Here is a 23,058-nt window from a genome sequence, read left to right as displayed (position 1 = left end):
CAGAGCAACTAGACGCTAGTAGAAGCCGATTCAAGTGAAACGGGTTCGATCCGTCTGTCATGGCCATGTCGAGAACCTTTAAGCTGAGCGGCAACGCGTGACATCGCGCCGCGACCGGTTCCGTGGACATGGCAATACCGGTCTGCTAATCGGTTGAAATCCCATCGATACGCCGCCGACAAGGAGAGACCGAATGTCCAGCAAGCCCGAGAACCTCCTGTCGCTCCTCAATGGCCAGCCGGTCATCCCGGTGTTGAAGATCGCCAACGTTGCCGATGCGGTGCCGCTGGCCCGTGCCCTGGCGCGCGGCGGTTTGCCGGCGATCGAGATCACGCTTAGGACCGCGGATGCGCTCGAAGCGATCCGTCGCGTGGCGGGCGAAGTCGGCGAAGCCATTGTCGGCGCCGGCACTATTCTGGATGCCAGCCAGTTCGACGAAGCGGCCGCGGCCGGTTCGCGCTTCATCGTCAGCCCCGGCATCACCCGCGAGCTTCTGGCTGCCGCCTCCGACAGCGAGGTTCCGCTGCTGCCCGGCGCCATCACGCCCGGCGAGATCATGGCCGCGCGCGAAGCCGGCCTGCGCTTCCTGAAATTCTTCCCGGCCGAACAGTCCGGCGGCATCGCTTCGCTCAAGGCTTTTGCCTCGCCGCTGGCGGACGTCAAATTCTGCCCGACCGGCGGCATCACCAGCAAGAACGCGGCCGATTATCTCAGCCTGTCCAATGTCATCTGCGTCGGCGGCTCGTGGGTGGCGCCCGACGACATGGTCAAGGCCGGCAAGTGGGACGAGATCGAAGCGCTCGCACGCGCTGCCAGCGAGCTCGGGAAATAGCGTCTTTCCGGACGGCATGAAAAAACCCGGCCGACCAGCGTCGACCGGGTTTTTTTAACTGGCTAATCCAGATTGCGATCAGTTGCAGACCTTCACCGTCTCCTTGCGATGGTGCCGCCAGTGCGTCACCACCTCAGCGCGGCAATGCTTCTTCATCATGTGCATATGATTGTCGGTCTTGACGACAACGGTCTCCGCCTGTGACGGAGCGATCGCGGCCGATGCTGCCGCCACGCCACAACTGCTGCCAGTAGAATCTTTTTCATGAGTATCGTCGGGTTGGAGCGTACCCGCACCAAACCGGAAATGAGTGAGCCGTTCCCGCTTCACGAGAAGTTCAGCCGCGCGTGATCCTCAGGGATCGGAAACCGCCTGTATCGCACTCTGGGTTAGCAAAAGTCCGCGCGGGTCGCCCGGCGCGGCCTCAGCATGTTGCGGCCTGCTCGTTACTTCGTCTGGAAGCGGGCGACGGACAGGAATTTGACGGCGTTGCCGGTAAAGCGATTGGCGTCGGCGACCTGATTGTCCTGCTGGAAGCCGGCCGTATAGACCTCGCTCGGCGGCGTATGCACGATGTTGTAGGCGTAACCCGGCGCGGTCGTCGCACTCGAAACGGTGGCGACGTTCTCGCCGCTGGTCAGTGCCCAGCGGGCGGCCTGCGGCGCCGCGGCAACCACCACGGCCCTGGGGCCGGGCTTCTGATCGCGGGCGGTGGCCCTGGCTTCCTTGCGGGTCGTCTTCACACCGGCGCCGATCGCGGCGGCCGGATCCGAACCGGCCGGCCGGCCGGCAACAGCCTGGCGCGGCGATGCCGCATCGATACCAGACGGATCGTTGAAGGCCGAACGCGGTTCTACGGATAGCGAGGCCAGCTGATATTCGTCGGCGGCGCCGACCTTGGCATTGGCATTGGCCTCGTCGAGCACGGCCTTGACGGCATCCGGCTTGGCCGGCTCGGGACGCGCCGTCGGCACCACGGAGAACGCATCCGTCGCGGTCTTGCCTTGGTCAGCCGTTTCGGCCAGCGCCATCAGCACATCCTTGCTGGGCGGCGGCGCAAGATCCGCCGGCAGCGTGCGTTCGGGACGCCATGTCGGCAAGGGGATGTTGTTGACGGCGACCTGCGCCGGATCGGCGGCCGCGGCCGCTGCTAGCACTGCCGGATCGGCCTTGCCGAAAGGCATGTTCGCCGGCGCCTGCGCGGTCGCCACGGCCTGTTCCGTGGTGGCCGTCGCATCCGCCGTGGCGAAGGGAACGTTTTCAGGCGTCTGTGCGCCGACATCGGCCTTCGGCCGCGGCGCGAAATCGGGCAGCGGGATTTCCTTGGCCGGCAGCGCCGCGATGATTGTCTCCGGCGTGTCCTTCTCCGGTTCCGGAGCCTGCTCGTCGGCAATCCGCGGAATATCGGCGCGCTGGGCATTCTCGGGGGCCACGATGGCGATGCCAGGCATGTTGCCGCTCTTGGCTGTCACGGCCGGCTTCAGATTTCTAGCCTTGGGCGCAGGTGCGGCCGAAGCGGTCTCGACGTCGGCGCTGTCGTCGGCCTCGTCGTCGCCGCCGCCGCCGAAGAAGGCAGCGAGGAACCCGCCGGATTTCTTGCCGCTGCCGCCGGCGCTGGCCACTTCGATATTCGGTGTGCCCGAACCCTTGCGCGACTTGTAGGAGGCCAGCGCCTGTTCATAGCCGGGCAGCGGCCGACCATCGCTCGGCACATGCAGCGTCTTGCCATTGGGGAACAGGCTGACCAGTTCCTGGCGGCTGATGCCGGGCCAGTGGCGCACATTGCCGACATCCATGTGGACGAATGGCGAACCGGAGGTCGGGTAATAGCCGACGCCACCGCCCTGCATCTTGAGGCCGATGTTGCGCAATTTCCTCAGCGGTACGCCGGGAATGTAGAAATCCATCGCCTTGCCAAGCATATGCTGGCTCTTTTCGGCGACACCGCGGCTGCGGCTGCGCAGCATCGAATTGGTCGACGGCGAACGGTAGCCGCAGACGACCTGGATATAATCGGTGGCGCCGCTTTCCCGATACGCCTCCCAGACCAGGTCCAGCAGACGCGGGTCCATCTTGGTCGGCTCGTTGCGACGCCAGTCGCGCAGAATGATGTTGATCTTCCTCAGGCCTTCGGGAACGTAGCGACCATTGCGCTTGTAGACGATCTCCGCCTTCTCATGCGTGTGGAGATGGTAGAGCTTCAGCGAACGAACTTCGGCCTGGGCGCCAGTAGCGGCCGCTGCAACAAGACCAAATGCGACAATCACCGCCGCCAACCATCTCGGCCAGACGCTCAAATGATAGTGCCGCCCGTTTGTGAGTCGTTCGATTCTATTCAAATCAAAAGGCCTTGCAGGCTGCCGTTTGTCCCCGGATTTCCCCAAACGGACGTGTCATTTTCACATCCGAATATCGATCCTAATGGTTAATCATCGCTTATTGAAGCCAAAATGCGGTAAGACCATGGCGATATCCCGTCAAAAATTGTCCGCAAGGTATGTTGGTAAACCGCTGGTTTACATTAAGATTCCGGCTTTGGTCGAACACGATCTGTTACCGCCGGCCTCAATGCGTGAACAATACCCCGTCGAGAGCCGCCATTATCCGGCGACGGCGCTCTGTCAGACCAGATAATGGCGGAGGAAGCTGGCCCCGGCCTTGCGGTTCAGGAAGCGAGCCTGTCTACGCGGCCGGTTTCCGGGTCGATGCCGTATTCCTTGAGCTTGCGGTAGAGCGTCGAGCGACCGATGCCGAGCCGGCGGGCGACCTCGCTCATCTGGCCATTGTAATGGTCAATGGCGAGCTTGATCATTTCAAGTTCGACATCGGCCAGGGCACGCACATTGCCACGCTCGTCGAGCGCCCGCAGCATGCCGAATCGGGACTGGACCCCGGCCGGCAGCACAGCCGCCGGAGCCATCCGGTCGGGCACAACGTCCTCGTCGCGCGGCTCCAGCGACGGCGGCGGCGCAGCGCTGCTTGCTGCCAACGTGTCGTCCCGGTCGAGATTGACGGTGCCTTCCACCTGCGCCCGGATCTGCGGGAAATCATCGGCGGTCAACACATCGCCTTCGCACAGCACCGAGGCGCGGAAGACGGCGTTTTCGAGCTGCCGGATGTTGCCGGGCCAGTCATAAGCCTGCAGCACCGCAAGTGCTGCCGCCGAAATGCCTTTCAGCCGATGGCGCGGGTCGGCCGGCGCCACCTTCTCCATGAAATGCGTGACCAGATGGGGAATGTCGTCGCGGCGGTCGCGCAGCGGCGGCACGAAGATCGGGTAGACGTTCAGCCGGTAGAACAGATCCTCGCGGAATTTGCCGTCCTTGACCTGTTGCAGGAGGTTGCGGTGCGTCGCCGAGATGAGCCGGATGTCGACCTTGACGGTCGAGCGGCCGCCGACCGGATCGACCTCGCCTTCCTGGACTGCGCGCAGCAGCTTGACCTGAACGTCGAGCGGCAGGTCGCCGATCTCGTCGAGGAACAGCGTGCCGGAATGCGCCTCGACGAATTTGCCGGTGTGCTTGTCGGTGGCGCCGGTGAACGAGCCTTTCTCATGGCCGAACAGGATGGATTCCACCAGATTGTCGGGAATGGCGCCGCAATTGACGGTGACGAAGGGTTTCGAGCGGCGGTCGCCGCTGCCCTGGATGGCACGCGCCACCAATTCCTTGCCGACGCCGGACTCGCCCTCGATCAGAATCGGGATGTGAGAGGCCGCCGCTTTCTGGCCGAGACGTATCACCCGGTCCATGGCCGGACTGTGGGTGATCATGTCCCTGAAGGTCAGCAGCCCGCCGCGTTTTCGCGACGTGCGCTTGACCTCGCCCTCTACCGCCTCGACCTTGAGCGCATTGGAGATCGAGGCCTGTAGCCTGTCGGGCGAAGCCGGCTTGACGACAAAATCGAAAGCGCCGTGGCGCATCGCCGAAACCACGGTTTCGATGCCGCCCTGCGCGGTCTGCACGATGACCGGCGTATTGATGTCGCGCTCGCGCATCGCCTTCAGCACGCCGATGCCGTCGAGACCGGGCATGACAAGGTCGAGGATCACGACCGAGACATCGCGGGCGCCAGGCCCGTCGAGAACTTCGAGGCCGGCGGTACCGCCATCCACAACGATCGCGGTATGGCCGAACCGCGTCACCGCGGCCTCGAGCAGCCGGCGCTGCACGGGATCGTCATCGACTATGAGTATGGAACCTGTCATGACTGTCTTGCTTCGCCCGCGCCCGAAAACCCCATGGATCATCTTGGCACAGGGTTCTAAATAAGGTTTCAAAAAACCCGGTGAACGAATTCCTTAGGATTTGACGGGCTTCTCTATTCCCGTTGAGTCCGGCTCCGTGATTGCGGCCACGTGATTCAACCCAGGCCACTTGATTCAAAGAAGGTATCTCGATGCGCATGATGTTTGATCGGCGGATTGCAGCGCCAGCGTCCGGTCAGGGCGCTGCCGGGCTTGGCGATCTGCCGGAATGGAACCTCGCCGACCTTTATGCCGGCATGGACGCGCCGGAACTGAAGCGTGACATTGCCAAGGCGGCCGCCGACGCCGTCGCATTCGAGGCCCGCTGGAAAGGCACGCTCGCCGCCGAGGCCGGGCGCGGCAGTACCGGCAGGCTGGGGGAGGCACTGGCCGCGTACGAGGCACTTGAGGAACTGATCGGCCGTATCGTCTCGTATGCCGGCCTCGTTTATGCCGGCAACACCGCCGATCCGCAGCGCGCCAAGCTCTATGGCGACATCCAGGAGAAGATGACCGACGCCAGCGCGCATCTGTTGTTCTTCGCGCTTGAGCTGAACCTGATCGACGATGCGGCGATCGAGGGCGCGCTGGCCGCCGATCCCGCCTTCGGGCATTACCGCCCGTGGGTGCTCGATCTCAGGATGGACAAGCCCTATCAGCTCGAGGACCGCGTCGAGCAGCTTTTCCACGAGAAATCGATAACCGGGCGCGGCGCCTGGAACCGCCTCTTCGACGAGACGATGACCGATCTTCGCTTCGATATCGACGGCGAGGAACTGACGCTGGAGCCGGCCCTCAATCGCCTGCAGGATGCCGACGGCGAGGTCCGCCGCCGCGCCTCGGAGGCGTTGGCCACGACCTTCCGCAAGAACCTGCGCACCTTCACGCTGATCACCAACACGCTTGCCAAGGACAAGGAAATTTCGGACCGCTGGCGCGGCTTTGAGGACATTGCCGATTCACGCCACCTCGCCAACCGCGTCGAACGCGGCGTGGTCGATGCGCTCGCCACCGCCGTGCGCGAGGCCTATCCGCGCCTGTCGCACCGCTATTATGCGATGAAGGCGCGCTGGCTCGGCATGGAAGTGATGAACCACTGGGACCGCAACGCGCCCTTGCCGGAGACGCCGCAAGGGGTGATCGGCTGGGATGAGGCCAGGAACACGGTTCTGTCGGCCTATCACCGCTTCTCGCCCGAGATGGCCGAGATCGCGCGCACCTTCTTCGACCGCAACTGGATCGACGCGCCGGTGCGTCCGGGCAAGTCGCCGGGCGCCTTCGCACATCCGACCGTACCCTCGGCTCACCCCTATGTGCTGCTCAACTACATGGGCAAGCCGCGCGACGTGATGACGTTGGCGCATGAACTAGGACACGGCGTGCATCAGGTGCTGGCCGCCGGCCAGGGCGCGCTGATGGCCTCGACGCCGCTGACGCTGGCGGAGACGGCATCCGTCTTCGGCGAGATGCTGACCTTCCGCTCGCTGCTCGAGCAGACCACCGACCGGCGCGAGCGCAAAGCCATGCTCGCCCAGAAGGTCGAGGACATGATCAACACGGTGGTGCGCCAGGTCGCCTTCTATGAATTCGAGCGCAAGGTGCATGCCGAGCGTCGCAACGGCGAATTGACATCAGACAGGCTGGGCGAGTTCTGGCTGGAGGTACAGGCCGAAAGCCTGGGGCCCGCGATCAAGTTGCGCGAGGGCTACGAGGTGTTCTGGACCTACATTCCGCACTTCATCCACTCGCCCTTCTACGTCTATGCCTATGCGTTCGGCGACTGCCTGGTGAACTCGCTCTACGCCGTCTACCAGAATGCCGAACGCGGCTTTCAGGACAAATATTTCGAGATGCTGCGTGCCGGCGGCACCAAGCATCATTCGCAGCTTCTGGCACCCTTCGGCCTCGACGCCACCGATCCGGCCTTCTGGCAGATCGGGCTCGGCGTGATCGGCGGCCTGATCGACGAGCTGGAAACGCTCGACGACTGAGACGCCTCTCGCCAGCAAGAACAGTTAGCCGGAATGCATGTTTGGGCCGCGCTATTCTTGCCCTAAATATTTGTTCTTGAAGAACTCTACATCGACATTTTCCCATAGCTTTCCGCAAGCTCTATGATAGCTTTCCCTTTAAGCTAAGCCGGAGCGAATGCGGATCGGCGAGGGAATCTCAGCCGGCCGTGGCGCTCAGGCGAACGCGACAACGGCCGTTGGCCATGGGCAGGCAAAGCCAATCGCCGACAGCTTGACCGAAGCCGGCTGTTCCGCGAACCGCGGAACCATCATCGAGTAGTCCTGCGCCGAAGGCCATGACCCACGGCAGACGGATCTGACTGGAGAGAGACAATGGGCACTTTTTTCTACGTGGTCCTGGCGTTGTTGGTAGGCGTGTTGGTCGGCTGGTTCATCTGGGGACGCCTGCGCGGTGAGCTCGACAGTCTTCGCGGCGACCTCGATCGCACCCGCAGCGAGCGCGACAAGTTGCGCGCCGACAGCGACCGCCTGACCGGCGAACTCGGTGCATGCGGCAAGACCCGCTCCGACCTCGAGCGTCAGCTGCGCGAGGCGCAGGCCTCGTCGGGCGCCGGCGGAGCAAAGGCGTCAAGTCAGCCACCGGCGGCCTTGATGTCGACGCCGGCCGCGGCCAAATCCGCTCCGGCGGCGGCCAAGGCTGCTCCTGCCAAACCAGTTGCAAAGGCCGCGCCGGCGAAAGCCGCCGCCGCCAAACCCGCCGCGAGCAAACCCGCGGCCGCCACTGCTTCGGCGGCCAAGAGTTCGGCAGCCGCCAAGAAGGCCGCACCGCCGGCGGCCAAGCCGGCGTCGGGCAACCCTGATAATCTGCGCCGGCTGATCGGCATCGGCCCAGTCAACGAAAAGCTGCTCAAGGCGCAAGGCGTCACCACATACGCCCAGATCGCCGGCTGGACATCAGCCGACATCAAGCGGATCGAGGACGTGATGAACTTCGACGGCCGCATCGCGCGCGAACGCTGGATCGAGCAGGCCAAGCTGCTCGCCGCTGGCAACGAGGCCGAATTCGCCAAGCAGTTTCCGACGGCCGGAACCGCCAGCAATACCTGAACGAAGGATACAGAGGCCTTGTGACCGGCGGCGCCAAGGGCGCCGCCGCTTTCTTTTGCCGGCAAGGTTCGATCCGGCAAAGGTCGGCTTTGAGGGACAGGGTGCCGTTCCCTCGATTGCGCGCGTCCGGCCCCCCATATAGAGCGATCGTCGGCTCCATCGATCCCGGTTCCCATGTCCCTGCCCGCCGCAATTTTCCGCAACGACGAAAGCGCGCGCCAGCTCGTTTTCGAGCGGCCCGCCGATGTCATCGTCGCGCATGAGGCCAAGGACTTCCCGGCGGCGCTGCAAGCGGCGCAGGCCGCGCACGATGCCGGCAAATGGCTGGCCGGCTATTTCTCCTACGAGGCCGGTTACCTGCTGGAACCGAAACTCGTTCCCTTGCTGCCGGGCCGGCGCCGGGCCCCGCTGGTCTGCCTCGGGGTCTTCGATGCTCCTGAGGAAGAAGCGGTGCCGCCGCCAAGCACGCCGACCAACGGCCCGATCTTCGACGCAAGGGCGACGTGGTCGTTCGAGGACTACGAGAAGCGGTTCTCGCGGTTGCATCGGCACATCAGGCAAGGCGATTGCTACCAGGGCAACCTGACCTTTCCGGTGCACGCGCAATGGTCCGGCGATCCGCTCGCCGCCTTCGACGCCCTGACCGAGCGTCAGCCGGTGAAATATGGCGCCCTGATCGCGCTGGGCGATCCGATCGTCCTGTCGCGCTCGCCCGAACTGTTCTTCGAGATCGATGCGGCGGGGATGATCGAGACGCATCCGATGAAGGGTACCGCACCGCGCGGCGCAACCAGGGACCAGGACGAGCGGCAGAAGAATTTCCTGCGCAATGACGAGAAGAACCAGGCCGAGAACCGGATGATCGTCGACCTCCTGCGCAACGACATATCGCTGATCAGCGAGGTCGGCACGCTGGAGGTGCCGGAACTGTTCCGCATCGAGACCTACCCGACCGTGCACCAGATGGTGAGCGACGTCAGGGCCAAGCTGCTGCCCGGCCTCTCGATACGACAGGTGTTCGCGGCGCTGTTTCCCTGCGGCTCGATCACCGGCGCGCCGAAGATCCGCGCCATGGAGATCCTGCACGATCTCGAGGCCACGTCGCGCGATGTCTATTGCGGCGCCATTGGCTGGATCGCACCCGGCGGCACGATGCGCTTTTCCGTGGCGATCCGCACCATCTCGCTCTTTGCCAGCGGCGAGGCCGTCTACAATGTCGGCGGCGGCATCGTCTTCGATTCGGTCGCGGAAGAGGAGTACCAGGAATGTCTGCTCAAAGCCCGCTTCGCGACGGGGACACCGCCGGTTTCGAGCTGATCGAGACCATCCGCTGGGAGCCCGCCTCGGGCTTCCTGCGCCTCGATCGCCATCTTGCACGCCTTTATGGCTCGGCGGCGGAACTGGGCTTCAGCTATGATCCGCAAAGGGTTGGCGAGGTCCTGAGCAACGCGGTCGATCGATCGCCCGTCGCCATGCGCACGCGGCTCGCCCTGTCGCGCAATGGCCAGGCCAACGCCTCGGCGCAGCCCTATGAACCGCTTGCCGCCGACAAGATATGGGCGCTGCGGCTGGCGCGGACGAGGCTCGGTTCGAGCAACATGCTGCTGCGCCACAAGACCAGCCGGCGGCAGCTCTACACCCATGCCCGCTCCGAATACCTCGTCACCCAGGCCGATGAGGTGCTGCTGGCCAATGAGCGCGGCGAGATCTGCGAAGGCACGATCACCAATGTCTTCGCCGATTTCGGCGACGGGGTGCTGGCAACACCCCGGCTCGACTGCGGCCTGCTGCCTGGCGTACTGCGCGGCGCGCTTCTGGATGAAGGCCGCGCCAGTGAAGCAATCTACAGCTTGAATGACCTGAAATCCGCCAAGGCGCTGTTCGTCGGCAATTCGCTGCGCGGGCTGATCCCGGCAAGACTGATCTGAGGCATGACGTCCCTACCCGCCCACACGCCGTATGACGGCTCGTCGAAACTCTTCACCATCGGGCTGAAGCCGCTCGACCCCGCGGACTGGATCGAGGTAGACGGCCATTTGCTGCCCTACCTCGCCGAAAAGCGCCGGCTCTATGCCGAAATCCCCGAACGAGTCTTTGTCGAGCAGGACGGTACGCGCGACGCCCAGCAGGAAGTGCTCGAATTGCTCGGCGCTTACCTGCCGGAAAGATTTCCCGACACCCACCGGCGCAGCGATGCAGGCGTTGCGGTCGTGGGTGCGACGAGCCGTCCCACGATCCCCTCCAGCCTCGCCGGCGCCCCCCTCGTCGCGGCCTCGCTGCTGGTCCAGGAAGACCTGATCCTCATGCGGCGGGGCGAAGACGGCTGGCGGCTCGCCGCGGGTTCGCTGTGCTTTCCCTCGTCCTGGTCGCTTGTCGAAAAATTCGGCAAGCCGCTGCAGCAGATCCACGAGCCGGTGCCGGGCTTCGGCCCAGGCACAAGGCCGGCCGATGTGATCAACCGGATGTTCGATGGCCTGCAGGGCCAGGCTGTCGAACGTTACAATTGGTCGATCCAATCAGGCGATGCACTCTACCATCCGCTGTCCAATATCGAGCGCATCGACCGGGCCACCAGCCGGCCGACGCGTTTCCTCGACAGTGACGTGAAGACGCACGCCTTCATCCGGGTCGAGCGTCAGACGCTGCGCAAACTGCCCGCCTCACGCGACATCCTGTTCACCATCCGCATCCATCTTGACCCGCTCGCCGTGCTGGCGCGGCACCCGGACCGGGCGACGCTGGCAGCGTCCTTTGCCGCGCAGCTCGAAGCGCTCGATGTCGCCCAGCTCGACTACAAGGGCCTGACATCGGATCGCGATCGGCTGATCGCTGTCCTTAACCACATGGCCAAGCACGCGTAGTCGCTGGTTGGCGCTTTTCGCTGGTTTGTGACAATGATCTGTGATGTAGCGCATGGCCGTTGGGCGAAAATGCCCGGCTTTTGCACGCAGTTGTCCAGCTTTTGCAGGCGGTTGCCCAGCTTTTGGACGGAGTTGAAGGAGTGCCCGATAAAATGGCGAATGAAAACTGGCCCGTTTACGGTGAGATCACCGGCCCCGTGGTGATGATCGGCTTCGGCTCGATCGGACGCGGAACGCTGCCGCTCATCGAGCGCCATTTCAAGTTCGACAAGTCGCGCATGACAGTCCTCGACCCCCGCGATGCCGATCGCAAGCTGCTCGACGAGCGTGGCATCGCCTTCGTCCAGGAAGCGGTGACCGAGAAGAACTACAAGAAGCTTTTGACCCCGCTTCTGACCAATGGCGGCGGCCAGGGCTTTTGCGTCAACCTGTCGGTCGATACCGGCTCGGTGGACCTGATGCGGCTCTGCCGCAAGCTCGGAGTGCTCTATATCGACACCGTCGTCGAGCCTTGGCTTGGCTTCTATTTCGACGCCAAGGCCGATAATGCCAGCCGCACCAACTATGCGTTGCGCGAGGCGCTGATCAAGGAAAAGCACGACAAGCCGGGTGGCGCCACCGCGATATCGACCTGCGGCGCCAATCCCGGCATGGTGTCGTGGTTCGTGAAGCAGGCGCTGGTCAACCTCGCTACCGATCTTGGCATGGAATTCTCCGAGCCCGCGCAGGACGACCGCGAGGGCTGGGCCAAGCTGATGAAGAAGGCCGGCGTCAAGGGCATCCACATCGCCGAGCGCGACACCCAGCGCACCAAGAAGCCCAAGCCGATGGATGTGTTCTGGAACACCTGGTCGGTCGAGGGCTTCATCTCCGAGGGGTTGCAGCCAGCCGAGCTCGGCTGGGGCACGCATGAGACCTGGATGCCCAAGAACGGCAAGAAGCACAAGCATGGCTCCAAGGCCGCGATCTACCTGGAGCAGCCCGGCGCCAACACCCGCGTGCGCTCCTGGTGCCCGACGCCGGGACCGCAATATGGCCTGCTGGTGACGCACAACGAGGCTATCTCGATCGCCGATTTCTTCACCGTGCGCTCCAAGAAGGGCAAGGTTCAATACCGCCCGACCTGCCACTACGCCTACCATCCCTGCAACGATGCGATGCTGTCGCTGGACGAGATGTTCGGTGCGGCCGGCAAGCCGCAACCGGTGCACCACGTGCTCGACGAGAACGAACTGGTCGACGGTGTCGACGAACTCGGCGTCCTGCTCTACGGCCATGACAAGAATGCCTACTGGTACGGTTCGCAGCTGTCGCTCGCCGAAGCGCGCAAGCTGGCCCCCTACCAGAACGCCACCGGCATGCAGGTCACCTCGGCTGTCCTGGCCGGCATGGTCTGGGCACTGGAAAATCCCGCCGCCGGCATCGTCGAGGCCGACGAGATGGATTACAAACGCTGCCTGGACGTGCAGTCGCCCTATCTCGGACCGGTCAAGGGCTATTATACCGACTGGACGCCGCTCGACAGACGCCCGGGCCTCTTCCCGGAGGACCTCGACCGAAGCGACCCGTGGCAATTCCGCAACATCCTCGTCCGATAGCAGCACCCGGACCATGCGCCATTGCCTTGCAATCGCCCGGAAATCGGGCGATTGAAGGGAGGCGGCCTGGGGTGGCGATGTGCGTCCGTTGAACGCTTAAGGCATACCCCGGCACTTTGGACGTTCGCGTCAATTCCCAGAAATCGGCCCGATTTGTGGGACGGCGCGTTTGGAGAGGATTTCATATGACGATTGCGCGCAAAGTTCTTTCGACGGGCCTGGCGGGCGCCCTTGCCTCGATGCTTGCTGCCTGTGCCACCAGCGGCCCAGATACGCCGCCCATGGCCGCCGCCCCGAAAGGGGTCGAAGGTTCCTGGATCGATGCCAAGGGCACTGGCCTGTCGACCTTCACCGGCGGCACCTTTACGACCGTCGCCACCGACACGGGACAGAAGCTTGCCGATGGCAGCTATACGATGACCGGCGCCACTTCGGTGCAGATCAACGGCACCTCACTGATCCGCCAAACCCCGGTAAGCTTCAATTGCCTGATGGTGTCGACCAGCCAGCTCAACTGCACCAGCTCCGCCGGCCAGAATTTCGTGCTGACGCGGCGCACCTGAACTCGGCGAACATTCCAGTCACAAAGGACGGCGGCCCCTCGGTCGCCGTTCTTTTTTGTGCCGGCAATAGCCCGGGTTTCGCGCCTGGAGATACCGCCGCATTTCCACTTGCGTCGGCCCGAACGCGATGGGAACATGATCGAAACGCTGGCTGTAATACCAGTCGAGCAAGGGCGCCAGACGCCTCTGATCAGCCTACCGGGAGACGAAGATGAAGAAGCTTGCCGCCATTGCCGCCCTTTCCGCGTCGACGCTTGGCCTGTCGGCCGGCGCATCCTTTGCCGACTACACACTGAACGTCCTGCACATCAATGACTGGCACAGCCGCATCGAAGGCAACAACAAATACGAATCGACCTGCTCGGCCGAGGAGGAGACCAAGGGCGAATGCATCGGCGGCGCCGGCCGGCTGATCACCGCCATCGCCCAGGAACGCAAGAAGCTGGAGGGCCAGAACGTGTTGCTGCTCAGCGCCGGCGACAATTTCCAGGGTTCGCTGTTCTACACGACATACAAGGGCAAGGTCGAAGGCGAGTTCCTCAATGACATGAAGTTCGACGCCATGGCACTCGGCAACCATGAATTCGACGACGGCGAGGCGGCGCTGGCGCCGTTTCTCGACATGATCAAGTTCCCGGTGCTCGGCGCCAACGTCAAGGCCAACGCGCAGTCCAAGCTCGGCGACCGCGTCAAGCCGTCGATCGTCGTCGAGGTCGGTGGACAGAAGATCGGCATCATCGGCGCCGTCACCAACGACACGCCCGAACTCGCCTCCCCTGGTCCCAACATCCAAATCGAGGACGACGTGAAGTCGATCACTGCCGAGGTCGAGAAACTCAAGGGAGAAGGCGTCAACAAGATCATCGCCGTGACCCATATCGGGTACAACAGGGAGCGCGACGTCATTGCCAAGATCCCTGGCATCGACATCGTGGTCGGCGGCCACAGCCACACGCTTCTGTCCAATACCGATCCGAAGGCGGCTGGCCCCTACCCGACCATGGTCGACAACCCCGGCGGCTACAAGGTGCCGGTGGTGCAGGCGGCGTCCTATTCGAAATATCTCGGCGAGTTCAAGGTGGTGTTCGACGACAATGGGGTCGTCAAATCGGCAAGCGGCGACCCGATCTATCTCGACAAATCGATCACGCCGGACCCAGCCGCGCTCGCCCGCATCAAGGAGCTTGGCGCGCCGATCGAGGCCTTGAAGAACAAGGAAGTGGCCGAGACCACCGACGTCATCGACGGCAGCCGCGAAAGCTGCCGCGCCAAGGAATGTGCGATGGGCAACCTCGTCTCCGACGCCATCCTCGACCGCGTCAAGGGACAGGGCGTCGAGGTCGTCATTTCCAACGGTGGCGGCCTGCGCGCCTCCATCGACAAGGGCACCGTCACCATGGGCGAGGTGCTGACCGTGCTGCCGTTCCAGAACACGCTGGCGACCTTCCAGATTTCTGGCAAGGACCTGGTCGCCGGCCTCGAAGGCGGCCTCAGCCAGATCGAGGACGGCGCCGGCCGCTTCCCGCAGGTGGCGGGCCTCAAATACTCCTTCGACAGATCGGTCGCGCCCAATGCCGGCCGCGTCAAGTCGGTGGAGGTGATGGAGAACGGCGTCTGGACGCCGATCAATCCGACCAAGGATTATCTGGTCGCCACCAACAACTATGTCCGCCAGGGCGGCGACGGCTACAAGGTCTTCGCCGAAAAGGCCAAGAACGCCTATGATTACGGCCCTGGCCTCGAACAGGTCGTGGCCGACTATCTCGGCGCGCACCGGCCCTATACGCCGAAGCTCGATGGCCGCATCACCGAGATCGCCGCGACGACAGCGGCAGCTCCCCCCGCCGAACCAACCAAGCCTGCCGAACCAGCAAAGCCCGCGCAGACCGCAGCGCCGGCGCCGGCCCCGGCTGCTAAACCGGCTGCACCGGCCATGCCGGAATTGCCTGCCAACTCAGGCGATATCGCCAACACGCCGCCGGCCATATCGACGGAAAACGCGCCTGCACCACCGGCTCCGCCGGCACCTGACGAACCGGCGAAGCCTGCCAAGACCGCTCCCGCGCCGGCCACTCCTGCCCCGGCGACGCCCGCGCCCGCCGAGCCGGCAAAGCCCGCTGAAGCCGCGCCAGCTACCGGCGGCCATGTCGTCGTGACTGGCGATACGTACTGGGCTCTGGCGAAGAAGGCCTATGGCGATGCGACCAAGTGGAAGCTCATTTATGAGGCGAACAAGGGGCAAAAACCGCATCGGCTTATGCCGGGCGCGACACTGAACATCCCGGCGAAGTAATTTCGCCCAGTTCCGCCACATCGCCCGCCCGGGGGAACCGGACGGGTTTATAATTCTATGGCCTGATGCATGTCGCCCGGAAGTGTCCTCCGGGACCACGATATGCACAAATCAGAAGCTTACGGCAGGCCGGGCGAATCCTATCCGCCGCGACATGCTGCAAGGTGCGGCCAGACGCGGCATTGAAAGCTCCTGCAGGATGGTTAGGTTCACGTCTCGGAGACCCATATGCCGCTTTCCACTATTGTCGATCCCAAAGCCGCGAAAGCCCCTGGTCCACGGCCGGTCGGGCATCCGCCAGTCACGACCGGCAAGGTAGGGGTCATGCTGGTCAATCTTGGAACACCAGACGGCACCGAGTTCAGGCCGATGTGGCGTTATCTCAGGGAGTTCCTGTCCGATCCACGCGTTATCGAGCTCAACAAGGCGATCTGGTATCCGATCCTCTATGGGCTGGTGCTGACCACGCGACCGAAGAAGTCGGGCGCCAACTACGCCAGGATCTGGAATCGGGAGAAGAACGAGTCGCCTTTGCGAACCTATACCCGCGCACAAGGCGAAAAACTGGCCGAGGCACTACGCGATCTGCCCAACGTGGTCGTCGACTGGGCGATGCGCTACGGCAACCCTTCGACGTCGAGCGTCGCCGAAAGGCTGGTCGCGCAAGGCTGCGACCGCATCCTTTCGTTCCCGCTCTATCCGCAATATTCGGCGACGACGACCGCCACCGCAAACGACCAGCTGTTTCGCGCCTTGATGAAGATGCGGGCAGCACCTGCCGTCCGCGGCGTGCCGCCCTATTATGATGAACCTGTCTACATCGAGGCGCTGGCCAATTCGATCGAACGGCACCTGGCGACCCTGGATTTCCAGCCGGAGGTGATCATCGCCTCCTATCACGGCATTCCAAAACCCTATTTCGAGAAGGGCGATCCCTATCATTGCCATTGCCTGAAGACGACGCGGCTGCTGCGCGACAGGCTCGGCTGGGACGATAGAAAACTGATCACCACCTTCCAATCACGCTTCGGGGCGCAAGAATGGCTGCAGCCCTACACCGATAAGACCGTGGAGAAACTGGCCAAGGACGGCGCCAAGTCGATCGCCATCGTCAATCCGGGGTTTTCCGTCGACTGCATCGAGACGCTGGATGAGATTGGCCGCGAAGCGGCCGAGACCTTCCACCACGCCGGCGGCAAGAACTTCGCCCACATACCATGCCTCAACGACAGCCCGGAAGGCATGGCGGTGATCGAAGCGATGGTACGGCGCGAACTGTCTGGCTGGGTCTGACACCGGAACAACACCAGCTCCGGAGCGTTGAGCAGCGCCTCCGGGGAATCCGATGCTCCGCAAACTTGACCTCAGCACTGGCCGGCCCGTCTGGTCCGCCTATCGGGCGCCCGCGGTGCCGACTGGCAGTTTGACCCGGGACGTCAAGACCGATGTGCTGATCGTCGGCATGGGCATCAGCGGCGCCATGATGGCCGAGGCGCTGACAGCCGACGCTCACGCGGTGATCTGCATCGACCGGCGTGGGCCGCTGAAAGGATCGACGGCGGCAACCACCGCGCTTGTGCAATTCGAGATCGACCAGCCGCTTTCAACGCTCTCGGGGATGATCGGCAAGAGCCAGGCACGGCAGGCCTGGCGACGCTCGCGGCTGGCCGTTTCCAATCTTGCCGCCCGCATCGCCGAACTCGGTATCAACTGCGGCATGAGCCGCACCCAATCGCTCTATCTGGCTGGCACCGTGCTCGGCCCATCGGAACTCCGGGAGGAAGCCGAGGCGCGGCAGATGGCCGGCATCGGCGCGACCTATCTTACATCGGCGCCACTGGCGGAAGCATTCGGCATCGACCGCGGTGGCGCCATCCTGAGCCATGGCAACATCGCGCTCGACCCGCGCAAGCTGACGGCAGGGCTGCTGCTCAAGGCGCTGGAGCGCAAGGCACGCTTTTACGCTCCCGTAGAAGCGACGGCGATCGAGGGCAGCGCCGATGAGGTGGTCGTGGCAACCACGGGCGGGCCCACCATCACGGCACGGCATGTTGTCCTGGCCACCGGTTACGAGCTGATCGACATCGTGCCGGCGGCCGCTCACCGGGTCATCTCGACATGGGCGATTGCGACATGTCCACAACCACGGAAGCTCTGGCCGGGCGCGGCGTTCATCTGGGAGGCGTCGGATCCCTACCTCTATGTCAGGGCAACCGCCGATGGCCGGGTCATCTGCGGCGGCGAGGACGAGGAATTCCTCGACGAGACGCGGCGCGATAAACTGATCGCCGACAAGAGCGCCTGCATTGCCGCAAAACTCGACCTGATGTTTCCGCACCTCGACGTCAGGCCCGAATTTGCCTGGACCGGCTCCTTCGGCACCACGACCACCGGCCTTCCCTACATCGGCGCTCTTCCCAGGCACCCGCGCATCCACGCCGTGATGGGTTATGGCGGCAACGGCATCACCTTCTCGCGGATCGCCGCCGAGATCGTCTCGGCTTCGATCGACGGGCTTGAAGACACGGATGCAAGCATGTTTGCCTTCAACCGCTGAGTGCATACCCACAAACAATCCCTCATCACCTGATTGTAACGCTCCTGAAACACACTTAAGTCTTTGGTGAAGCCGGTTGCGCGGGAATGGCTCGCGCGGCCTGCTTCTGAGGGAGGGCCAGATGGATTTCAGTGGTTTCGATATTGCGGTCGTTGTTCTGGTGGCGCTTGTCGTACTGGTGCTGTTCAAGGGCATCAAGACAATCCCACAAGGATACAACTATACCGTCGAACGCTTTGGTCGTTACACCAAGACACTGAGCCCCGGCCTGAACCTCATCTTTCCGTTCGTCGATCGCATCGGCGCCAAGATGAACATGATGGAACAGGTGCTCGACGTTCCGAGCCAGGAGATCATCACCCGCGACAATGCCATTGTCGGTGTCGACGGCATCGCTTTCTACCAGATCCTCAATGCGGCACAGGCCGCCTATCAGGTTGCCGGCCTGCAGAACGCCATCCTCAACCTGACGATGACCAACATCCGTACCGTCATGGGTTCGATGGACCTCGATGAGCTGTTGTCGAACCGCGACGCCATCAACGAGCGCTTGCTGCGCGTCGTCGACGAGGCCGCGCATCCGTGGGGCATCAAGATCACCCGCGTCGAGATCAAGGACATCAACCCGCCCGCCAACCTGATCGAATCGATGGGCCGCCAGATGACCGCCGAGCGCAACAAGCGCGCGCAGATCCTGGCCGCCGAAGGCCTCAAGCAGTCGCAGATCCTCGAAGCCGAGGGCCGCAAGGAAGCCGCCTTCCGCGACGCCGAGGCGCGCGAACGCTCCGCCGAGGCGGAAGCCCGCGCCACCCAGGTGGTGTCGGAAGCGATCTCCAAGGGCGACGTCCAGGCACTGAACTACTTCGTCGCCCAGAAATATACCGAAGCGCTGGGCAAGATCGGCACCGCCACCAACAGCAAGATCGTGCTGATGCCCTTCGAGGCGTCGTCGCTGATCGGCTCACTCGGCGGTATCGGCGAAATCGCCAAGGAAGTCTTTCGCAGCGAAGGCACGACCGGCGCGCAAAGGCAGGCAGCACGTCCGCCTGTCGTCAGGCCCTCCGACAACTGAGATAGGCCACTCTCATGATCGACCGCATCGTTTCTGAACTCGGGCCGTGGAACTGGATGGTTCTGGGCTTCGTGCTCCTGGTGGTAGAGGTCATCGCACCGGGTTTCTTCATGCTTTGGATCGGGATCGCCGCTCTGATCGTCGGCGCGGTGTCGCTGCTGATCTGGGATGTCGCTATCTGGACATGGCAGGTCCAGGTGTTGCTATTCCTCGTGCTGTCGCTGGTTTCAGCCTTTGTCGGCAAGAAACTCATGGGCGGACACGACCAGCCAACCGATCAGCCGCTGCTCAATCGCCGTGGCGCCCAGATGGTCGGCAGGATGGCGACGCTCGCCGAACCGATCCGCGACGGCCGTGGCCGCATCAAGCTAGGCGACACGCTGTGGCGTGTCTCCGGCCCCGATCTGCCCGCCGGCACTCAGGTGCGTGTGACAAGCGCTGCGGACACGGACCTGGAACTGACGGTGGAACAAGATCGGAAGAGCACACGTCTGNCCCCGATCTGCCCGCCGGCACTCAGGTGCGTGTGACAAGCGCTGCGGACACGGACCTGGAACTGACGGTGGAACAGGTCCGAGCCTCCTGATGGCGCAAGCGCACAAGGCGTTGAGATTCAGGTCAGGCCGAGGCTAGAATGATGCATTTCGGGGTCGCTCTTGCGACGAGCGGGCGGACATTGAGTCCCTGAGCACCGGGCTACGCCGGCCGAAGCCTTCGCTACCACGATCCTTCATGAGTGCTTCGGCCCGCGCAGGCCGGAAGCGCAGAAAGCCTTCGTTCGCAGGTCGGCCCCACCTGAAGATCAATACCTTAGGCAGCGCCGATGCGCAGCAGGTCGTGAAAATGCACCACGCCCAGCGGCATGTTGTTCCTGGTCACCACCAGCGCACCGACATTGTACTCGTTGAGCAGCGCGATCGCAGTGCCTGCAAGCGTCTGCGGGTCGACCGTCTTGGGTGTGCGGGTCATCACCTCGTCGACGATGACGTCGGCCAGGTTGCGGTGCAGGTTACGCGCGACATCGCCGTCGGTGATGATCCCGGCCAGTTCGCCTTTAGCGTCGACGATCAGCACGCAGCCGACCTTCTTCTGCGACAGTGTCATCACCGCTTCCGGCATCTTGGTGCCGAGCGAAGCCAGCGGCATCTGCTCGCCGACACGCATGATCTCGGAGACCATGGTCAGGTTGGCGCCGAGCTGGCCGCCGGGATGGAAGGTGCGGAAATGGTCCGGCGTGAAGCCGCGCGCCTCGAGCAGCGCGATCGCCAGTGCATCGCCGATGACCAGTTGCAGCAGCGTCGACGTCGTCGGCGCCAGGCCATGCGGGCAGGCTTCCGGGGTGCGCGGCAAAAGCAGCACGACGTCGGCCGCGCGCGCCAGCGCCGAGGTTTCGCCCGAGGTGATGGCAATGAGCGGAATGGAGAAGCGCCTGGAATAGGCGACGATGCCCATCATCTCCTTGCTCTCGCCCGACCACGAGATCGCGATGATGGCGTCGTCCCTGGCGATCATGCCGAGATCGCCATGATTGGCCTCGACGGGATGGACGAAGAAGGCCGGCGTGCCGGTCGAGGCCAGCGTCGCGGCGATCTTCGAACCGATATGGCCGCTTTTGCCGACACCGGTGACGATGAGCCGGCCCTCGATCTTCGAGATCATCTCGACGGCCTGGGCAAAGGGTGCCGCCAGTCCGTTCTCAAGCGCCTCGGCAAGGGCCGCAATCCCCGCCTGTTCGGTTGTTACCGTTCTCAGAGCCGATTCGATCGACGCTTGCCTGTCCAGAGGCTTCTTATCGAGAGATCTCGCATGCATGGATGATGCGATTAGCGCTTTGCCGCCCGCCTGTCCAACGGAAATGGCCTCTGCATGACGGCCGGATGTGCGCGGTCGTCGGGGACGACGACAAGGATCAAAATAGAAGGCAGGATGCGGACCCGCATTGTCGCCCGCGGAAATACGCGTTTGGAGCCAGTGGCGCGCGCGGCCTCAACCCTCCGTTAACCATCCCCATTTACGGTTCGGTAAGTATGGCGCGCGTGCGCCGCGCAAGCAGTGGTGGCGATGTCCGGGGTCCAGCCAGAAAAATTGAGAGGGCGACAGGGCAAGGCGATCTGCGCCTTGCTGCTGGCGACCAGCGTCCTTGCCTTGCTGCGCCCTGCGCCACTCCATGCCCAGGAAACGGAACTGCGCGGAGAAGTGTCGGAATCGGCGATCCTGTCCGACCAGCAGCGCAAGGCGAGAAACCTGGTTCTTGCCCAGCAAGCGGCGGCCAACGCTGCCGCGCAGGACAATGCGCCGGCGCGAACCTATCTGCCGGCCAGCGCCGGCGCCGTGCCTGACGACGCGGACGCCGCGAACTCGGCCACCAGCGTGTTCGACCCGCCCCAGGCCAGCGACGACGCCTCCGCCGACGCACCCACGCCACGCCGCGCTTCGGCCGCCAGGCAGAATGCGGCCGACAAGGCAAAGGACAAGGTCGCCGACAAAAAGAAGAAGAAAAAGAGCACCACGGCGGCTACGGACCCAACCACCACCCCCACGACGGCCGCGACGGACGACGCCGACGATAACGCGGCGGATCAGGAAGCGGCCAATCGCCGTGCACTCACCATCGACAGTGTGGACAAGCAGAAACTCGACGCTGGCGCCGAGCGCACGGCTGCAATCGAGGGCCTGAACAAGAAACCCGAGGACGATCCGTTCGCTGCCACCGGCGTCAAATGGGGCTCCTTCATCATCCGGCCGACCATCGAACAGGGGCTGACGGCGACGACGAACGGCGATTCGAGCAGTGCCGGCACATCGGCGCTGCTGTCCGAGACGGCGCTGCGCTTTACCGCCGCTTCCGACTGGCGTGAAAACGCCGCAACCATCGACGGCTACGGAATTTTCCGTGAAACCGTGTCGGGCTACCCGGTTCACGATGCGCAGGGCCGCATCGAAGGCCAGCTCGATCTCGACCTCGACCATGAATTGCGCGCCATCGCCAAGCTCGGCTACGAAGCCGTGCCGGAATCCGCGTCCTCGCCCGATGCCATCGCCGGCGTCAGTACCCAGCCGCTGCGGCAGACCATCGACGGCAGCATCGGCGTCGAAAAGGCCGTCGGCAAGATGCAGTACACGTTGACCGGGGCGGTCTCGCACGACTTCTACGGTGACGCCAAGCTCTCTGACGGCACTTCGCTGTCGCAGAAAGATCAGGACAACACGCTCTACACTGCAACCTTGCGCACCGGCTACGAGATTTCCCCGGCGCTCACGCCCTTCACCGAGATCGAGGTCGGCCGCCGGGCCTACGACCAGCGCATCGACAATGAAGGCTTCGAGCGCTCCTCGACGCGTCTTGGCGCCCGCGCCGGCCTTCAACTCGACATGGGTGAGAAGCTGTCGGGCGAATTCTCGGCCGGTTGGCTCAGGGAGGCGATCGACGATAACAGCCTGGAAGCGATTTCGGGGGCCACTCTCAATGCCGACCTCAAATGGTCGCCGCAGCGCGGCACCACCATCGGCTTGACCGGCAAGACCACCGTCGAGACCACGACCACATCGGGCGAAAGCGGCGACATCCTCTACTCCGGACGCTTGACGGGCGAGCGCGTGATCCGATCCGATCTTACCGCGAATGCGGCCTTGGGCCTGGATTGGCGCGATTATGTCGGCATTGACGGCCACGACAGGATCTTGAGCGCCGAGGCCGGGCTGACCTGGTGGCTGAACCGCTATGCGGGCCTCACCAGCCGGGTAAGGACCGAAAAGCTGACCAGCAACCTGCCCGGCCGCGACTACACCGCCAACAGCATCTTCGTCGGGGTGAAAGTGCAGCGTTGAAGGCGTGCGCGCCAAGGCATGTCGAGGTTCAGGTCAGGCCGAGTCGAGAATGGCTGATACCGAGAACCGGAGCGGAGCGTACTTTGAGTACGTGAGCACAGTTCTACTGCGACGCAGTAGAACTGGGA

The 23,058-nt window shown here is 63.6% G+C and carries 18 protein-coding genes and 1 pseudogene; 15 read left to right on the top strand and 4 right to left on the bottom strand.

The window, feature by feature from the left end; translation table 11 throughout:
* The first annotated feature begins 193 nt into the window (after window positions 1–193).
* On the top strand, window positions 194–832 hold the full coding sequence (locus X739_RS156970; RefSeq protein WP_023793897.1) for a 2-dehydro-3-deoxy-phosphogluconate aldolase: 639 nt from the start codon (window positions 194–196) through the stop codon (window positions 830–832).
* A gap of 78 nt (window positions 833–910) precedes the next feature.
* On the opposite strand, the gene X739_RS01000000165905 is transcribed toward X739_RS156970, so the two are convergent.
* The 3 genes from X739_RS01000000165905 to X739_RS156980 form a co-directional block, all read right to left on the bottom strand.
* Window positions 911–1,066, bottom strand: a complete 156-nt coding sequence (locus X739_RS01000000165905) for a hypothetical protein (protein ID WP_245273802.1) — start codon at window positions 1,064–1,066, stop codon at window positions 911–913.
* Window positions 1,067–1,278: 212 nt separating this feature from the next.
* Window positions 1,279–3,099 (bottom strand): DUF882 domain-containing protein, encoded by a 1,821-nt coding sequence (locus tag X739_RS156975; protein WP_245273801.1) that lies wholly within the window; start codon window positions 3,097–3,099, stop codon window positions 1,279–1,281.
* A gap of 398 nt (window positions 3,100–3,497) precedes the next feature.
* The gene (locus X739_RS156980) at window positions 3,498–5,039 is read right to left on the bottom strand and encodes a sigma-54 dependent transcriptional regulator (RefSeq protein WP_023781288.1); all 1,542 of its coding nucleotides are present in this window, start codon (window positions 5,037–5,039) and stop codon (window positions 3,498–3,500) included.
* Between the two features lie 191 nt (window positions 5,040–5,230).
* Between X739_RS156980 and X739_RS156985 the strand changes: the two genes are divergently transcribed.
* The 13 genes and pseudogenes from X739_RS156985 to X739_RS1000000171335 form a co-directional block, all read left to right on the top strand.
* Window positions 5,231–7,069: a M3 family oligoendopeptidase gene (locus X739_RS156985; protein WP_023793892.1), complete on the top strand. Its 1,839-nt coding sequence runs from the start codon at window positions 5,231–5,233 to the stop codon at window positions 7,067–7,069.
* A 354-nt stretch (window positions 7,070–7,423) separates the two neighbouring features.
* The gene (locus tag X739_RS156990; protein ID WP_023770495.1) at window positions 7,424–8,158 is read left to right on the top strand and encodes an NADH dehydrogenase; all 735 of its coding nucleotides are present in this window, start codon (window positions 7,424–7,426) and stop codon (window positions 8,156–8,158) included.
* Between the two features lie 174 nt (window positions 8,159–8,332).
* Window positions 8,333–9,475: an aminodeoxychorismate synthase component I gene (locus tag X739_RS156995; RefSeq protein WP_023770496.1), complete on the top strand. Its 1,143-nt coding sequence runs from the start codon at window positions 8,333–8,335 to the stop codon at window positions 9,473–9,475.
* Window positions 9,424–10,086 carry an aminotransferase class IV family protein gene (locus tag X739_RS157000; RefSeq protein ID WP_031247674.1) on the top strand — a complete coding sequence of 221 codons (663 nt, stop codon included), beginning with the start codon at window positions 9,424–9,426 and terminating at the stop codon, window positions 10,084–10,086. The genes X739_RS156995 and X739_RS157000 overlap by 52 nt, the downstream gene beginning before the upstream one ends.
* A 3-nt stretch (window positions 10,087–10,089) precedes the next feature.
* Entirely contained in the window at window positions 10,090–11,019 is a 930-nt protein-coding gene (locus X739_RS157005) for a DUF3445 domain-containing protein (RefSeq protein WP_023770498.1), read from the top strand.
* Window positions 11,020–11,171: 152 nt separating this feature from the next.
* On the top strand, window positions 11,172–12,617 hold the full coding sequence (locus X739_RS157010; RefSeq protein ID WP_023770499.1) for a homospermidine synthase: 1,446 nt from the start codon (window positions 11,172–11,174) through the stop codon (window positions 12,615–12,617).
* A 185-nt stretch (window positions 12,618–12,802) separates the two neighbouring features.
* Window positions 12,803–13,180, top strand: coding sequence for a hypothetical protein (locus X739_RS157015; protein ID WP_023770500.1), 378 nt, complete (start codon window positions 12,803–12,805; stop codon window positions 13,178–13,180).
* Between the two features lie 211 nt (window positions 13,181–13,391).
* Window positions 13,392–15,473, top strand: coding sequence for a 5'-nucleotidase C-terminal domain-containing protein (locus tag X739_RS157020; RefSeq protein ID WP_023793886.1), 2,082 nt, complete (start codon window positions 13,392–13,394; stop codon window positions 15,471–15,473).
* A 228-nt stretch (window positions 15,474–15,701) separates the two neighbouring features.
* Window positions 15,702–16,766, top strand: a complete 1,065-nt coding sequence (gene hemH, locus X739_RS157025) for a ferrochelatase (RefSeq protein WP_023793884.1) — start codon at window positions 15,702–15,704, stop codon at window positions 16,764–16,766.
* 52 nt (window positions 16,767–16,818) lie between these two features.
* Window positions 16,819–18,030: an FAD-binding oxidoreductase gene (locus X739_RS157030; RefSeq protein WP_023781280.1), complete on the top strand. Its 1,212-nt coding sequence runs from the start codon at window positions 16,819–16,821 to the stop codon at window positions 18,028–18,030.
* A gap of 121 nt (window positions 18,031–18,151) precedes the next feature.
* The gene (locus X739_RS157035) at window positions 18,152–19,102 is read left to right on the top strand and encodes an SPFH domain-containing protein (protein ID WP_015315843.1); all 951 of its coding nucleotides are present in this window, start codon (window positions 18,152–18,154) and stop codon (window positions 19,100–19,102) included.
* A gap of 14 nt (window positions 19,103–19,116) precedes the next feature.
* A complete protein-coding gene (locus X739_RS157040) occupies window positions 19,117–19,632 on the top strand; it encodes an NfeD family protein (RefSeq protein ID WP_023793881.1) in 516 nt (171 codons plus the stop codon).
* Window positions 19,593–19,688 (top strand): annotated as a pseudogene (locus X739_RS1000000171335) (NfeD family protein); the annotation flags it as partial. The gene X739_RS157040 and the pseudogene X739_RS1000000171335, both read left to right, overlap by 40 nt.
* A gap of 224 nt (window positions 19,689–19,912) precedes the next feature.
* Here X739_RS1000000171335 and X739_RS157045 read toward each other — a convergent pair.
* Complete coding sequence (locus X739_RS157045; protein ID WP_023793879.1) at window positions 19,913–20,914, bottom strand: KpsF/GutQ family sugar-phosphate isomerase; 1,002 nt, start codon at window positions 20,912–20,914, stop codon at window positions 19,913–19,915.
* 249 nt (window positions 20,915–21,163) lie between these two features.
* Here X739_RS157045 and X739_RS157050 point away from each other — a divergent pair, with 249 nt between their 5' ends.
* Window positions 21,164–22,930, top strand: coding sequence for an outer membrane beta-barrel protein (locus X739_RS157050; RefSeq protein WP_031251978.1), 1,767 nt, complete (start codon window positions 21,164–21,166; stop codon window positions 22,928–22,930).
* The last annotated feature ends 128 nt before the right edge of the window (window positions 22,931–23,058 follow it).

Origin of the sequence: Mesorhizobium sp. LNHC209A00 (assembly GCF_000502915.1) — a bacterium.
GTDB lineage: Bacteria > Pseudomonadota > Alphaproteobacteria > Rhizobiales > Rhizobiaceae > Mesorhizobium.
This window is presented reverse-complemented; position numbering and strand designations above follow the sequence as displayed.